Source organism: Serratia montpellierensis, assembly GCF_020858655.1.
GTDB classification, from domain to species: Bacteria; Pseudomonadota; Gammaproteobacteria; order Enterobacterales; family Enterobacteriaceae; genus Serratia; species Serratia montpellierensis.
The window spans coordinates 463,265-478,403 of the sequence record NZ_VOSN01000002.1; the positions used below are offsets into that span (position 1 = coordinate 463,265).

Here is a 15,139-nt window from a genome sequence, read left to right on the forward strand (position 1 = left end):
GCATGAAAGCAGCGCGCCCCGGTAAGATGAGACGCCAGGAAGATCAGGCCAGCTTTGTCAGCTGGCGTTTTGCGTTGCTGTGCGGCTGCATTTTGCTGGCGATGGTCGGCCTGATGCTGCGCGTCGCGTACCTGCAGGTCATCAACCCCGATCGTCTGGTGAAAGAAGGCGACATGCGTTCGCTGCGCGTGCAGGAAGTGCCGACCGCGCGCGGCATGATCAGCGATCGCGCCGGCCGTCCGTTGGCGGTCAGCGTGCCGGTCAATGCGGTGTGGGCGGATCCGAAAGAGCTGAACGAGCGCGGCGGTATCACGCTGGACAGCCGTTGGAAAGCGCTTTCCGATGCGCTGAACATCCCGCTGGACCAACTCTCCAACCGCATCAACGCCAACCCGAAAGGGCGCTTCGTTTATCTGGCGCGCCAGGTGAACCCGGCGATCGGCGACTACATCCACAAGCTCAAGCTGCCGGGGATCTACCTGCGGCAGGAGTCGCGCCGGTACTACCCGGCGGGGCAGGTGACGTCGCACATCATCGGCGTGACCAACATCGACGGGCAAGGCATCGAAGGTGTCGAGAAGAGCTTCGACCGCTGGCTGACCGGGCAACCGGGCGAAAGAACGGTGCGTAAGGACCGCTTCGGCCGGGTGATCGAAGATATTTCCTCCGTCGACAGCCAGGCTGCGCACAACCTGGTGCTGAGCGTCGATGAGCGCCTGCAGGCGCTGGTGTATCGCGAGCTGAACAACGCCGTGGCGTTCAACAAGGCCGAATCGGGCACTGCGGTGCTGATCGACGTGAACACCGGCGAAGTGCTGGCGATGGCCAACAGCCCGTCTTACAACCCGAACAACATGGCCGGTACGCCGAAAGAAACCATGCGTAACCGTGCTATCACCGATATTTTTGAACCCGGTTCAACCGTGAAGCCGATGGTGGTGATGACCGCGCTGCAAAATGGCGTGGTGAGAGAAAACAGCGTGCTGAACACCATCCCGTACCGCATTCAGGGCCACGAGATCAAAGACGTGGCGCGGTACTCGGAGCTGTCATTGACCGGGATCTTGCAGAAGTCGAGTAACGTCGGTGTTTCAAAGCTGGCGTTAGCGATGCCGTCCTCAGCGTTAGTAGATACTTACTCTCGTTTTGGGCTGGGAAAAGCGACCAATTTGGGGCTGGTCGGAGAAAGCAGTGGCATATACCCAAAAAAACAACGGTGGTCTGACATAGAGAGGGCCACCTTCTCTTTCGGCTACGGGCTGATGGTAACTCCGTTACAGTTGGCGCGAGTCTATGCAACGATCGGCAGCCTGGGCGTGTATCGCCCATTGTCGATCACCAAGGTTGACCCTCCGGTCGCCGGCGAACGCGTTTTCCCTGAACCTCTGGTGCGCACCGTGGTGCACATGATGGAAAGCGTGGCCTTGCCGGGCGGCGGCGGCGTGAAAGCCGCCATCAAGGGATACCGTATCGCCATCAAAACCGGTACCGCGAAAAAAGTGGGCCCGGACGGCAAATACGTCAGCCGATACATCGCTTATACCGCCGGCGTCGCGCCGGCAAGTAACCCCCGTTTTGCCCTGGTGGTCGTCATCAACGACCCGCAGGGTGGGAAATACTATGGTGGCGCAATCTCCGCGCCGGTGTTCGGTGCCATCATGGGCGGCGTATTGCGCACCATGAACGTCGAGCCTGACGCATTGCCTACCGGTGACAAAAGCGAATTAGTGATTAACAAGAAAGAGGGTTCAGGTGGCAGATCGTAATTTGCGCGACTTACTCGCCCCGTGGGTGCCGACGGCACCCGGGCGCGCGCTGCGGGAAATGACATTAGACAGCCGTGTGGCGGCTGCCGGGGATCTGTTTGTCGCCGTTGTCGGCCATCAAACGGATGGGCGCCGCTATATTCCGCAGGCCATCGCGCAGGGCGTCGCCGCCGTGATCGCCGAAGCTGACGGTCAGGCCGAAGACGGCGCCATCGTTGAAATGCACGGCGTGCCGGTGATCTACCTGAGCCAACTGAACCAGCGCCTTTCCGCGCTGGCCGGGCGTTTTTACCACCAGCCGGGCGAGCGTCTGCGTCTGGTCGGCGTGACCGGCACCAACGGCAAAACCACCACTACGCAGCTGTTGGCGCAGTGGAGCCAACTGCTGGGCGAAACCAGCGCGGTGATGGGCACCGTCGGCAACGGCCTGCTGGGCCAAGTGTGTCCGACCGAGAATACCACCGGTTCTGCGGTGGATGTTCAACACGTATTAAACGAGTTGGCGGAACAGGGCGCGACCTTTGCCGCCATGGAAGTCTCTTCCCACGGTCTGGTGCAACACCGGGTGGCGGCGCTGCCGTTCGCCGCGGCGGTCTTCACCAACCTGAGCCGCGATCACCTGGATTACCACGGTGACATGGCCAATTACGAGGCGGCTAAATGGTCGCTGTTCGCCGCCCACAGCGTGGGGCAGGCGATCATCAACGCCGACGATGAAGTCGGTCAGCGCTGGCTCGGCAAGCTGCCGGATGCGGTGGCGGTGACGATGCAGGGCAAACTGCAGCCGGGCGGCCACGGCCGCTGGCTGAAAACCACGGCGGTCGATTATCACGACAACGGCGCCACCGTTCGTTTCAGCTCCAACTGGGGCGACGGCGAAATCGAAAGCCGCCTGATGGGCGCTTTCAACGTCAGCAACCTGCTGTTGGCCTTGGCGACGCTGCTTTCGCTGGGCTATCCGCTGGAGGCGCTGGTAGAAACCGGCAGCCGCCTGCAGCCGGTCTGCGGCCGCATGGAAGTGTTTAACGCGCCGGGCAAACCGACGGTGGTGGTGGATTACGCCCACACGCCGGATGCGCTGGAGAAAGCGCTGGAAGCCGCGCGCCTGCACTGCCAGGGGCAGCTGTGGTGCGTCTTCGGCTGCGGCGGCGATCGCGACAAGGGCAAGCGTCCGCTGATGGGCGGCATCGCCGAGCAGTTCGCCGATCGCGTGGTGATCACCGATGACAACCCGCGTACCGAAGAGCCGCGCGCGATTATCAACGACATCCTGACCGGATTGCTGGACGCCGGGCAGGCGCTGGTGATCCACGGCCGCGCCGAAGCGGTAACCAGCGCCATCATGCAGGCGCAGGAGCAGGATGTGGTGTTGGTGGCGGGCAAAGGCCACGAAGATTATCAACTGGTGGGCAACCGCCGCCTGGATTACTCCGACCGCACGACGGTCGCCCGACTGCTGGGGGTGCTGGCATGATCCCTGTCTCTCTTCAGACACTGGCTGAGGTATTGAGCGCTGAACTGATTGGCGCCGATTGCCAAATTGTCGAGGTGACGACAGACACCCGCAAGGTGACCGCCGGTTGCCTGTTTGTGGCGCTGAAAGGCGAGCGTTTTGACGCTCACGACTTCGCGGCGGATGCCGTAGCCGCAGGTGCCGGGGCGTTGCTGGTCAGGAAGCGCTTATTGGTGGACGTGCCGCAGCTGGTGGTGCAAGACACCCGTCTGGCGCTGGGGCAGCTTGGCGCCTGGGTGCGTCAGCAGGTGCCGGCGCGCGTGGTGGCTCTGACCGGCTCCTCGGGCAAGACATCGGTGAAAGAAATGACCGCCGCCATTCTGCGTGAATGCGGCGAAGTGCTGTATACCGCCGGTAACTTCAATAACGACATCGGCGTGCCGCTGACGCTGTTGCGTCTGGAGCCGCAGCATGACTTTGCCGTGATAGAGCTGGGCGCTAATCACATTGGCGAAATCGCTTACACCACCGCATTGACGCGTCCGCAGACCGCTTTGGTGAACAACCTGGCGGCGGCGCACCTGGAAGGCTTCGGCTCGCTGGCCGGCGTCGCCCAGGCGAAAGGTGAAATCTTTACCGGCCTGCCGGCCGATGGCGTGGCGATCGTCAACGCCGATAACAACGATTGGCCGCACTGGCAGAGCATGCTGGGCGGCAAAACCGTCTGGCGCTTCTCGCCGCAGGCTGCCGAAGGCGTGGACTTCTTCGCGGACGACGTGCGGGTGAACGGCGCAGGCACGCAGTTCACGCTGCACAGCCCGTTCGGCACCGCCGAGATCGCGCTGCCGCTGCCGGGGCGCCACAACGTGGCCAACGCGCTGGCGGCCACGGCGCTGGCGATGTCGGTGGGCGCCACCCTCGAAGCGGTGCGTCAGGGGTTGAAACAACTGCAGGCGGTGCCGGGGCGTCTGTTCCCGGTGGCGCTGGCCGAAGGCAAGCTGCTGCTGGACGACAGCTATAACGCCAACGTCGGGTCGATGACCGCGGCGGCGCAGGTACTGGCGGAAATGCCGGGCTACCGCGTGATGGTGGTCGGCGACATGGCCGAGCTGGGCGCAGAAGCGGAAGAGTGCCACCGTCAGGTGGGCGAGGCCGCCCGTCTGGCCGGGGTCGACAAAGTGATCAGCGTCGGCGGGTTGAGCCGCGTGCTGAGCGAAGCCTCCGGCAACGGCGAACATTATCAGGACAAGACAGCAGTGATCGCGCGCGTGGCGGAATTACTGTCGGAACATGCGGTCATCACCGTGTTAATCAAAGGTTCACGTAGTGCCGCAATGGAGCAGGTAGTACGCGCGTTACAGGAGAAAGCACCATGTTAGTTTGGCTGGCCGAACATTTGGTCAAGTATTACTCAGGCTTCAACGTCTTTTCTTATCTGACGTTCCGAGCCATTGTCAGCCTGCTGACCGCGCTGTTCCTGTCGCTGTGGATGGGCCCGCGGGTGATCAAGCGTCTGCAAGAAATGTCCTTCGGTCAGGTGGTGCGTAACGACGGCCCCGAGTCGCACTTCAGCAAGCGCGGCACGCCGACCATGGGCGGCATCATGATCCTGACCTCTATCACCATTTCGGTGCTGATGTGGGCTTACCCGTCCAACCCGTATGTCTGGTGCGTGCTGTTTGTGCTGGTGGGTTACGGCATCGTCGGCTTCGTCGACGACTACCGTAAGGTGGTGCGTAAGGACACCAAAGGGCTGATCGCCCGCTGGAAGTATTTCTGGCAGTCGGTGATTGCGCTGATTGTCGCATTCGCCATGTACGCCGTAGGAAAAGACACGCCAGCCACCGAGCTGGTTGTGCCGTTCTTTAAGGACGTGATGCCGCAACTGGGCCTGCTGTACATCCTGCTGGCCTATTTCGTCATCGTCGGCACCAGCAACGCGGTCAACCTGACTGACGGCCTGGACGGCCTGGCGATCATGCCAACGGTATTCGTGGCGGCCGGCTTCGCGCTGGTGGCCTGGGCGACCGGTAACATGAACTTCGCCAACTACCTGCATATTCCGTATCTGCGTCATGCCGGTGAGTTGGTGATCGTGTGTACCGCCATCGTCGGCGCTGGCCTCGGGTTCCTGTGGTTCAACACTTACCCGGCCCAGGTGTTTATGGGCGACGTCGGTTCGTTGGCGCTGGGCGGCGCGCTGGGCACCATCGCGGTGCTGCTGCGTCAGGAATTCTTGTTGGTGATCATGGGCGGCGTATTCGTGGTAGAGACGCTGTCGGTGATCCTGCAGGTGGGATCGTTCAAGCTGCGCGGGCAACGCATTTTCCGCATGGCGCCGATTCACCACCACTATGAATTGAAAGGCTGGCCGGAGCCGCGCGTTATCGTGCGCTTCTGGATCATTTCGCTGATGCTGGTGCTGATTGGCCTGGCAACGCTGAAGGTGCGTTAATCATGGCAGACTATCAGGGTAGAAAAGTCGTCATCATCGGGTTGGGCCTCACCGGCCTGTCCTGCGTCGATTTCTTCATGGCGCGCGGCGTGACGCCGCGCGTGATGGATACCCGTATCGCGCCGCCAGGGTTGGACAAACTGCCTGAAAGCGTGGAGCGCCATCTGGGCGATCTGAATCAGGACTGGCTGCTGGCGGCGGATCTGATCGTCGCCAGTCCGGGCGTCGCGTTGGCGACCCCGGCATTGAGCGCCGCGGCGGACGCCGGCGTGGAAATCGTCGGCGACGTCGAACTGTTCTGCCGTGAAGCGCAGGCGCCGATCGTGGCGATCACCGGCTCCAACGGCAAAAGCACCGTCACCACCCTGGTGGGCGAGATGGCGAAAGCCGCCGGTTGGGCGGTGGGCGTGGGCGGCAATATCGGCCTGCCGGCGCTGAGCCTGTTGCGTCAGGAATGCCAGCTTTACGTGCTGGAGCTGTCCAGCTTCCAGCTGGAAACGACGTATAGCCTGCGGGCGGCGGCGGCGACCATCCTGAACGTGACCGAAGATCATATGGATCGTTATCCGTTCGGCCTGCAGCAGTATCGCGGCGCCAAGCTGCGCGTCTATGAAAATGCCGCCGTGTGCGTGGTGAACGCGGACGACGCGCTGACCATGCCGGTGCGCGGCGCCGACGAGCGCTGCGTCAGCTTCGGTGCGGACGTCGGCGATTATCACCTGAACCGCCAGCAGGGGGAAACCTGGCTGCGGGTGCGCGGTGAGAAGGTACTGAATACGCGCGAGATGAAGCTGACTGGCCGCCACAACTACACCAACGCCCTGGCGGCGCTGGCGTTGGCGGATGCGGTCAATATCCCGCGCGCGTCCAGCCTGAAGGCGCTGACCACCTTCACCGGCCTGGCGCACCGCTTCCAGCTGGCCTGGGAGCACAACGGCGTGCGTTGGATCAACGATTCCAAAGCCACCAACGTCGGCAGTACCGAAGCGGCGCTGAACGGCCTGCAGGTAGACGGCACGCTGCATCTGCTGCTGGGCGGCGACGGCAAGTCCGCCGATTTCTCGCCGCTGGCGCGCTACCTGCAGGGCGACAACGTGCGTCTGTATTGCTTTGGCCGCGACGGCGCCCAGCTGGCACAGCTGCGGCCGGAGGTGGCGACGCTGACCGAGACCATGGAGCAGGCGATGCGCACCATCGCCGGCCGCGTACAGCCTGGCGACATGGTATTGCTGTCGCCGGCCTGCGCCAGCCTCGATCAGTTCCGTAATTTTGAAGTGCGCGGCGATGAGTTCGCCCGCCTGGCGCAGGAGCTTGGCGGATGAAACTACGCTTGCCGAACTTCGGGCTGACAGAACGGCTGAAAGACTGGGTGACCGGCGCGCGCGACAACGACGCGGTCAACATGGTGCTGTACGATCGCACCCTGCTGTGGCTGACCTTCGGGTTGGCGATCATCGGCTTCGTGATGGTGACCTCGGCGTCGATGCCGATCGGCCAACGCCTGGCGGACGATCCGTTCCTGTTCGCCAAACGTGATGCGCTGTACCTCGGCCTGGCGTTCGGCCTGTCGCTGGTGACGCTGCGCATCCCGATGGAAGTTTGGCAGCGCTACAGCAACGTGATGCTGCTGATGTCGATCGTGATGCTGCTGATCGTACTGGTGGTGGGGAGCTCGGTAAACGGGGCTTCGCGCTGGATCGCGCTCGGCCCGCTGCGTATTCAGCCGGCGGAGCTGTCCAAGCTGTCGCTGTTCTGTTACCTGGCGAGCTATCTGGTGCGCAAGGTGGAAGAGGTGCGCAGCAACTTCTGGGGCTTCTGCAAGCCGATGGGCGTGATGGTGGTGTTGGCGGTACTGCTGCTGGCGCAGCCGGACCTCGGCACCGTGGTAGTGCTGTTCATCACCACGCTGGCGATGCTGTTCCTGGCCGGTGCGAAAATGTGGCAGTTCCTGGCGATCATCGGTTCCGGCGCGTTCGCCGTAGTGCTGCTGATCATTGCTGAACCTTACCGTATGCGCCGCGTGACCTCGTTCTGGAACCCGTGGGCCGATCCGTTCGGCAGCGGCTACCAGCTGACCCAGTCTCTGATGGCCTTTGGCCGCGGCGAGTTCTGGGGGCAGGGGCTCGGCAACTCGGTGCAGAAACTGGAGTATTTGCCGGAAGCGCACACCGACTTCATCTTCTCCATTTTGGGTGAAGAACTGGGCTATATCGGTGTGGTTTTAGCCCTGTTAATGGTATTCTTCGTCGCTTTTCGCGCGATGTCCATCGGGCGCCGCGCGCTGGAGATCGACCAACGCTTCTCCGGCTTCCTGGCCTGCGCGATCGGCGTATGGTTCAGCTTCCAGGCGCTGGTTAACGTCGGTGCCGCGGCAGGCATGCTGCCGACCAAAGGTCTGACGCTGCCGCTGATCAGTTACGGCGGTTCGAGCTTGCTGATTATGTCGACGGCCATCGTGCTGTTGCTGCGAATTGATTATGAAACGCGCCTGACCAAGGCTCAGGCGTTTGTGAAGAGGTAAGGGATGAGCGGGAAACCTAAGCGTTTAATGGTGATGGCAGGCGGTACCGGCGGGCACGTGTTCCCGGGGCTGGCGGTCGCGCATCATCTGATGGCGCAGGGCTGGCAGGTGCGCTGGCTCGGAACCGCAGACCGAATGGAAGCCGATCTGGTGCCGAAGCACGGGATCGAGATTGATTTTATCCGCATCTCTGGCCTGCGCGGCAAAGGCCTGAAGGCCCAGCTGACCGCGCCGCTGCGGATCTGGCAGGCGGTGCGCCAGGCGAAAGCCATCATGCGCAGCTATCAGCCGGATGTGGTGCTGGGGATGGGCGGCTACGTTTCCGGCCCCGGCGGCCTGGCGGCCTGGCAGTGCGGCATCCCGGTGGTGCTGCACGAGCAGAACGGCATCGCCGGCTTGACCAACCGCTGGCTGGCGCGCATCGCCGCCAAAGTGATGCAGGCCTTCCCCGGCGCGTTCCCGAACGCCGAGGTGGTGGGCAACCCGGTGCGTACCGACGTGTTGGCGCTGCCGTTGCCGGCGGAGCGGTTGCAAGGGCGCGAAGGCCCGATCCGCGTGCTGGTGATTGGCGGAAGTCAGGGCGCGCGCGTGCTGAATCAGACAGTTCCTGAAGTCGCGGCGCGTTTGGGCGATAGAATTACGCTCTGGCATCAGGTTGGCAAGGGCGCGCTGGAAACGGTGCTGCGCGACTACGAAAGGGTAGGGCAGACGCAGCACAAGGTGACCGAGTTCATCGACGACATGGCCGCCGCCTATGCCTGGGCCGACGTGGTGGTCTGCCGCTCCGGCGCGTTGACCGTCAGCGAAATCGCGGCGGCGGGGCTGCCGGCGATCTTCGTGCCGTTCATGCACAAGGACCGTCAGCAGTACTGGAACGCACGTCCGCTGGAAGAAGCCGGCGCGGCGAAGATTATCGAACAGCCGCAGTTCAACGCCGATGTGGTGGCCGAACTGCTGGCGAGCTGGGATCGCAAGACGCTGCTGGTCATGGCCGAGAAAGCGCGTGCGGTCGCCATTCCGGATGCCACCGAGCGCGTGGCGGCGGAGCTGGTGCGGCTCGCCAAGTAACGAATGCAGGGGTTCGGTATGCCGAACCTGAATAAAGCAATGTGATGTAGGGCCGGGGTACCGGATCCGGATTAGAGAGAGTGATGAATACACAACAACTGGCGAAACTACGTACTATCGTGCCCGAGATGCGTCGCGTCCGGCACATTCACTTTGTCGGCATCGGTGGCGCCGGCATGGGTGGTATCGCCGAAGTGTTGGCAAACGAAGGGTATCAGATCAGCGGCTCCGACCTGGCGCCGAATCCGGTCACCCAGCAGTTGAGCGCGCTCGGGGCGACGATTTACTTCAATCACCGTCCGGAAAACGTGCTGGATGCGAGCGTAGTGGTGGTGTCTACCGCCATCTCCGCCGACAACCCGGAGATCGTCGCCGCCCGTGAAGCGCGCATCCCGGTGATTCGCCGCGCAGAAATGCTGGCGGAGCTGATGCGTTTTCGCCACGGCATCGCTATCGCCGGCACGCACGGCAAAACCACCACCACGGCGATGGTTTCGAGCATTTACGCCGAAGCCCGCCTGGACCCGACCTTCGTCAATGGCGGGTTGGTGAAGGCGGCGGGCACCCACGCGCGACTGGGGTCCAGCCGTTATCTGATCGCGGAAGCGGATGAGAGCGATGCGTCGTTCCTGCATCTGCAGCCGATGGTGGCCGTGGTCACCAACATCGAAGCCGACCATATGGACACTTACCAGGGCGACTTCGAAAACCTGAAGCAGACGTTTATCAATTTCTTGCACAACCTGCCGTTCTACGGCCGTGCGGTGATGTGCATCGACGATCCGGTAGTGCGCGAGCTGTTGCCGCGCGTGGGTCGCCACATTACCACCTACGGCTTCAGTGAAGATGCCGATGTGCGCATCGAAGACTACCGGCAGATTGGGCCGCAGGGGCACTTTACCCTGAGCCGTCAGGACAAACCGTTGCTGACGGTGACGCTGAACGCGCCGGGCCGCCACAATGCGTTGAACGCGGCGGCGGCGGTAGCGGTCGCGACCGAAGAAGGCATCGACGACGAAGATATCCTGCGCGCGCTGGCGGGCTTCCAGGGGACCGGGCGTCGCTTCGATTTCCTCGGCGAGTTCCCGCTGGAGCCGGTCAACGGCAAAGCGGGCAGCGCGATGCTGGTGGACGACTACGGCCACCATCCGACCGAGGTGGACGCCACGCTGAAAGCGGCGCGCGCCGGCTGGCCGGACAAGCGTCTGGTGATGATCTTCCAGCCGCACCGTTATACGCGCACCCGCGATCTGTACGACGATTTCGCCAACGTGCTGTCGCAGGTGGATGTGCTGCTGATGCTCGACGTGTACGCCGCCGGCGAAGCGCCGATTCCGGGCGCGGACAGCCGTTCGCTGTGCCGTACCATCCGCAGCCGCGGCAAGCTGGATCCGATCCTGGTTTCCGATGCCGATACCGTGCCGGAAACCCTGGCGCAGCTGCTGCAGGATGAAGATCTGGTGCTGGTGCAAGGCGCCGGCAACGTGGGCAAAATCGCCCGTAAACTGGCCGAGCTGAAGCTGCAGCCGCCGAAGAAAGAGGAGGAGCACCATGGCTGATAAAGTTGCAGTTCTGCTGGGCGGCACCTCCGCCGAACGTGACGTTTCCCTGCAATCCGGCGCCGCGGTGCTGGCCGGGTTGCGCGAAGCCGGCATCGATGCGCACGGCGTCGATACCCGCGATTTCCCGGTAACCCAGCTGAAAGATCAGGGGTTCACCAAAGTGTTTATCGCGCTGCACGGCCGCGGCGGCGAGGACGGTACCCTGCAGGGGCTGCTGGAGTTCCTCGAGCTGCCTTATACCGGCAGCGGCGTGATGGCCTCGGCGCTGACCATGGATAAATGGCGCACCAAGATGGTGTGGCAGTCGATGGGCTTGCCGGTGGCGCCTTACGTGGCGTTGAATCGCCAGCTGTACCTCGGCGTTGAAAAAGCGGCGCTGCTGGCGCGCGTGGCGGATCTCGGCCTGCCGCTGATCGTCAAGCCGAGCCGCGAAGGCTCCAGCGTCGGCATGAGCAAGGTCACCGAGAGCGCCACGTTGGAAGCCGCGCTGGAAGAAGCCTTCCGCCATGACGACGATGTGCTGGTGGAAAAGTGGCTGAGCGGCCCGGAATACACCGTGGCGATGCTGGGCGACCAGGTGCTGCCGTCGATCCGTATCCAGCCGGCCGGCGTGTTTTACGACTATCAGGCCAAGTACATTTCGGACGACACGCAATACTTCTGCCCGAGCGGTTTGAGCGCCGAGCAGGAAGCCGAAATGGCGGCGTTGGCGCTGCGCGCCTACCGCGGCCTGGACTGCAGCGGCTGGGGCCGCGTCGACGTGATGCAAGACAGCGATGGCAGCTTCTATCTGCTTGAGGTGAACACCTCCCCGGGCATGACCAGTCATAGCCTGGTGCCGATGGCAGCGCGCCAGTTTGGATTAAGCTTCTCGCAGCTAGTGGCGAGAATTTTGGAGTTGGCCGACTGATATGTCGCAAGCTGCCCTGAATGCGCGCGATCGCGAGGTGGATAACGGCCCGCGCCGCAGCAATGGAACCCAGTTGGCGGGAATGATTTTCCTGCTGATGGTGTTGGGAACGGTCGTGTGGAGCGGTTGGGCGGTGCTTGGCTGGATGAAAGACGCCAGTCGCCTGCCGCTCTCAAGGCTGGTGGTGACCGGCGAACGCCACTACACCACCAACGATGATATTCGTCAGGCGATCCTGGCGCTGGGCGCACCCGGCACCTTTATGACGCAGGATGTGGACGTCATCCAGCAGCAGATCGAACGTCTGCCGTGGATCAAGCAGGCCAGCGTGCGCAAACAATGGCCGGATGAGCTGAAGATCCATTTGGTGGAGTACGTTCCGGTGGCGCGCTGGAACGATTTGCACATGGTGGACGCCGAGGGCAAAGCGTTCAGCGTGCCGGCGGAGCGGGCGGGCAAGCAGAAGTTGCCGCTGCTCTACGGGCCGGAAGGGAGCGAGCAGGATGTGCTGGAGGGCTATCGGGCGATGAGCGCCACGTTGGCGGCCAGCAAATATACGCTGAAAATGGCGGCGATGACCGCGCGCCATTCCTGGCAGCTGGCGCTGGACAACGATGTCCGGCTTGAGCTGGGGCGCGATGACCGCAACGGGCGTTTGCAGCGGTTTATCGAGCTTTACCCGGTATTGCAGCAGCAGGGCCAGGCGGAGAGCAAGCGTGTCAGCTATGTCGATCTGCGCTACGAGTCCGGCGCTTCGGTAGGATGGGCTCCGGTGTTGGTCGATCCGCAGGCGCTTGGCGGTCAGCAAAACAGTAATCAGCAACAGAATCAGGCACAGGCAAAACAACAATGATCAAGTCGACGGACAGAAAACTGGTAGTTGGACTGGAGATCGGTACTGCAAAAGTCTCCGCGTTGGTAGGGGAAGTTCTGCCCGATGGCATGGTCAACATTATCGGGGTGGGCAGCTGCCCGTCTCGCGGCATGGATAAGGGTGGCGTAAACGACCTGGAGTCGGTGGTGAAGTGCGTACAGCGCGCCATCGATCAGGCCGAGCTGATGGCGGACTGCCAGATCTCGTCGGTGTATCTGGCGCTGTCGGGCAAGCACATCAGCTGCCAGAACGAAATCGGCATGGTGCCGATCTCGGAAGAGGAAGTGACGCAGGACGACGTGGAGAACGTGGTGCACACCGCCAAATCGGTGCGCGTGCGCGACGAACATCGCATCCTGCACGTGATTCCTCAGGAATACGCCATCGATTATCAGGAAGGCATCAAAAACCCGGTTGGGCTGTCCGGCGTGCGCATGCAGGCCAAGGTGCATCTGATTACCTGCCATAACGATATGGCGAAGAACATCGTCAAGGCCGTGGAACGTTGCGGCCTGAAAGTTGACCAACTTATTTTCGCCGGTCTGGCCGCGAGCTACGCGGTGCTGACCGAAGATGAACGCGAACTCGGCGTTTGCGTGGTGGATATCGGCGGCGGCACCATGGATATGGCGGTGTACACCGGCGGTGCGCTGCGCCACACCAAAGTGATCCCTTATGCCGGGAACGTGGTCACCAGCGATATCGCCTACGCCTTCGGCACGCCGCCGACCGACGCGGAAGCGATTAAAGTTCGACACGGCTGTGCGCTTGGGTCGATTGTTAGCAAGGATGAGAATGTAGAGGTGCCTAGCGTCGGGGGACGTCCTCCGCGCAGTCTGCAAAGACAGACGCTGGCTGAAGTCATTGAGCCACGCTACACCGAACTGTTGAATCTGGTTAACGATGAAATTTTGCAATTGCAGGAGCAACTGCGTCAGCAAGGGGTGAAGCATCATCTGGCAGCCGGTATCGTGCTGACCGGTGGTGCCGCCCAGATTGATGGCCTGGCAGCCTGTGCGCAACGGGTGTTCCACACTCAGGTACGCATCGGCCAACCCTTGAACATCACGGGTCTGACGGATTATGCGCAGGAGCCTTACTACTCGACGGCGGTAGGTCTGCTGCACTATGGAAAAGAGTCTCACCTGAGCGGTGAGACAGAAGTAGAAAAACGCGCCTCGGTGGGCAATTGGTTTAAACGCATCAATAGCTGGCTGAGAAAAGAGTTTTAATGTTTCAACAAAGAGATCATGCTGAGTAATCTTTTTATGATCTCGCAGCGACAGGCACAAAACGGAGAGAAACTATGTTTGAACCAATGGAACTAACCAATGACGCGGTGATTAAAGTCATCGGCGTCGGCGGCGGCGGTGGCAACGCCGTTGAACACATGGTGCGCGAGCGCATCGAAGGTGTTGAATTCTTCGCTGTGAACACGGACGCCCAGGCGCTCCGCAAAACGGCGGTTGGCCAAACCATCCAGATTGGTAGCGGTATTACCAAAGGTCTGGGTGCGGGCGCGAACCCTGAAGTGGGTCGCAATTCAGCGGAAGAAGACCGCGAAGCCCTGCGCGCAGCGCTGGACGGCGCAGACATGGTCTTCATCGCAGCCGGCATGGGCGGCGGTACCGGTACCGGTGCGGCGCCAGTGGTGGCTGAAGTGGCTAAAGATTTGGGTATTCTGACCGTGGCCGTGGTGACCAAGCCTTTCAACTTCGAAGGCAAGAAGCGCATGGCATTCGCGGAGCAGGGTATCGCTGAACTGTCCAAACACGTGGACTCGCTGATCACCATCCCGAACGACAAATTGTTGAAAGTTCTGGGTCGCGGCATCTCTCTGCTGGACGCGTTCGGCGCGGCCAACGACGTGCTGAAAGGCGCGGTGCAGGGTATCGCCGAGCTGATCACCCGTCCGGGCCTGATGAACGTCGACTTCGCCGACGTGCGCACCGTGATGTCCGAAATGGGCTACGCGATGATGGGTTCCGGCGTGGCTTGCGGTGAAGACCGTGCCGAAGAAGCGGCCGAAATGGCGATCTCCAGCCCACTGCTGGAAGACATCGACCTGTCCGGTGCGCGCGGCGTGCTGGTCAACATTACCGCCGGCTTCGACCTGCGTCTGGATGAGTTCGAAACCGTGGGTAACACCATCCGCGCGTTCGCGTCCGACAACGCTACCGTGGTTATCGGTACCTCGCTGGATCCGGAAATGAACGACGAACTGCGCGTTACCGTGGTTGCAACCGGTATCGGTATGGACAAACGTCCTGAAATCACCCTGGTGACCAATAAGCAGGCCAGCCAGCCGGTGATGGATCACCGTTATCAGCAGCACGGTATGTCGCCTCTGCCGCAGGAAGTGAAACCTGCCGCCAAGGTGGTCAACGACCAAGCTGCGCAGCCGAATAAAGAGCCCGACTATCTTGATATTCCAGCCTTCCTGCGTAAACAGGCAGACTAAGAATATCCTGAGAATTTGGAATCTCCGCTCTTTGTGCTAAACTGTCCCGCCAGCCATGCTGTATGCTTG

The 15,139-nt window shown here is 62.0% G+C and carries 12 protein-coding genes; all 12 read left to right on the top strand.

Annotated features, from left to right (window positions below):
• Nucleotides 1–2: 2 nt before the first annotated feature.
• Nucleotides 3–1,766, top strand: coding sequence for a peptidoglycan glycosyltransferase FtsI (locus FUU19_RS03395; protein WP_141970976.1), 1,764 nt, complete (start codon nt 3–5; stop codon nt 1,764–1,766).
• On the top strand, nt 1,753–3,240 hold the full coding sequence (gene murE, locus FUU19_RS03400) for a UDP-N-acetylmuramoyl-L-alanyl-D-glutamate--2,6-diaminopimelate ligase (RefSeq protein ID WP_230489605.1): 1,488 nt from the start codon (nt 1,753–1,755) through the stop codon (nt 3,238–3,240). Before FUU19_RS03395 ends, murE begins: the two co-directional genes overlap by 14 nt.
• A complete protein-coding gene (gene murF, locus FUU19_RS03405; protein WP_230489606.1) occupies nt 3,237–4,598 on the top strand; it encodes a UDP-N-acetylmuramoyl-tripeptide--D-alanyl-D-alanine ligase in 1,362 nt (453 codons plus the stop codon). The genes murE and murF overlap by 4 nt, the downstream gene beginning before the upstream one ends.
• Nucleotides 4,592–5,674, top strand: coding sequence for a phospho-N-acetylmuramoyl-pentapeptide-transferase (mraY, locus tag FUU19_RS03410; protein ID WP_004932782.1), 1,083 nt, complete (start codon nt 4,592–4,594; stop codon nt 5,672–5,674). The genes murF and mraY overlap by 7 nt, the downstream gene beginning before the upstream one ends.
• A 2-nt stretch (nt 5,675–5,676) precedes the next feature.
• Nucleotides 5,677–6,996 carry a UDP-N-acetylmuramoyl-L-alanine--D-glutamate ligase gene (murD, locus tag FUU19_RS03415; RefSeq protein WP_025301569.1) on the top strand — a complete coding sequence of 440 codons (1,320 nt, stop codon included), beginning with the start codon at nt 5,677–5,679 and terminating at the stop codon, nt 6,994–6,996.
• Complete coding sequence (gene ftsW / locus FUU19_RS03420; protein WP_141970970.1) at nt 6,993–8,195, top strand: cell division protein FtsW; 1,203 nt, start codon at nt 6,993–6,995, stop codon at nt 8,193–8,195. The genes murD and ftsW overlap by 4 nt, the downstream gene beginning before the upstream one ends.
• Nucleotides 8,196–8,198: 3 nt before the next feature.
• Complete coding sequence (murG, locus tag FUU19_RS03425; RefSeq protein WP_103101742.1) at nt 8,199–9,263, top strand: undecaprenyldiphospho-muramoylpentapeptide beta-N-acetylglucosaminyltransferase; 1,065 nt, start codon at nt 8,199–8,201, stop codon at nt 9,261–9,263.
• 83 nt (nt 9,264–9,346) lie between these two features.
• Nucleotides 9,347–10,822 carry a UDP-N-acetylmuramate--L-alanine ligase gene (gene murC, locus FUU19_RS03430; RefSeq protein WP_025301571.1) on the top strand — a complete coding sequence of 492 codons (1,476 nt, stop codon included), beginning with the start codon at nt 9,347–9,349 and terminating at the stop codon, nt 10,820–10,822.
• Nucleotides 10,815–11,735, top strand: coding sequence for a D-alanine--D-alanine ligase (locus FUU19_RS03435; RefSeq protein WP_202670043.1), 921 nt, complete (start codon nt 10,815–10,817; stop codon nt 11,733–11,735). Before murC ends, FUU19_RS03435 begins: the two co-directional genes overlap by 8 nt.
• A gap of 1 nt (nt 11,736) precedes the next feature.
• Entirely contained in the window at nt 11,737–12,588 is an 852-nt protein-coding gene (gene ftsQ / locus FUU19_RS03440; RefSeq protein ID WP_004932761.1) for a cell division protein FtsQ, read from the top strand.
• Nucleotides 12,585–13,841, top strand: a complete 1,257-nt coding sequence (gene ftsA / locus FUU19_RS03445) for a cell division protein FtsA (protein WP_004932758.1) — start codon at nt 12,585–12,587, stop codon at nt 13,839–13,841. The genes ftsQ and ftsA overlap by 4 nt, the downstream gene beginning before the upstream one ends.
• Nucleotides 13,842–13,915: 74 nt before the next feature.
• Nucleotides 13,916–15,070 carry a cell division protein FtsZ gene (gene ftsZ, locus FUU19_RS03450; protein WP_004932757.1) on the top strand — a complete coding sequence of 385 codons (1,155 nt, stop codon included), beginning with the start codon at nt 13,916–13,918 and terminating at the stop codon, nt 15,068–15,070.
• Nucleotides 15,071–15,139: the final 69 nt, after the last annotated feature.

Bases quoted from the DNA above. Each gene is read 5' to 3' on its own strand.
- FUU19_RS03435 (WP_202670043.1), top strand. From the start codon at position 10,815: ATGGCTGATAAAGTTGCAGTTCTGCTGGGCGGCACCTCCGCCGAACGT.
- murF (WP_230489606.1), top strand. From the start codon at position 3,237: ATGATCCCTGTCTCTCTTCAGACACTGGCTGAGGTATTGAGCGCTGAA.
- ftsZ (WP_004932757.1), top strand. From the start codon at position 13,916: ATGTTTGAACCAATGGAACTAACCAATGACGCGGTGATTAAAGTCATC.
- ftsW (WP_141970970.1), top strand. From the start codon at position 6,993: ATGAAACTACGCTTGCCGAACTTCGGGCTGACAGAACGGCTGAAAGAC.
- ftsA (WP_004932758.1), top strand. From the start codon at position 12,585: ATGATCAAGTCGACGGACAGAAAACTGGTAGTTGGACTGGAGATCGGT.
- FUU19_RS03395 (WP_141970976.1), top strand. From the start codon at position 3: ATGAAAGCAGCGCGCCCCGGTAAGATGAGACGCCAGGAAGATCAGGCC.
- mraY (WP_004932782.1), top strand. From the start codon at position 4,592: ATGTTAGTTTGGCTGGCCGAACATTTGGTCAAGTATTACTCAGGCTTC.
- murG (WP_103101742.1), top strand. From the start codon at position 8,199: ATGAGCGGGAAACCTAAGCGTTTAATGGTGATGGCAGGCGGTACCGGC.
- ftsQ (WP_004932761.1), top strand. From the start codon at position 11,737: ATGTCGCAAGCTGCCCTGAATGCGCGCGATCGCGAGGTGGATAACGGC.
- murD (WP_025301569.1), top strand. From the start codon at position 5,677: ATGGCAGACTATCAGGGTAGAAAAGTCGTCATCATCGGGTTGGGCCTC.
- murC (WP_025301571.1), top strand. From the start codon at position 9,347: ATGAATACACAACAACTGGCGAAACTACGTACTATCGTGCCCGAGATG.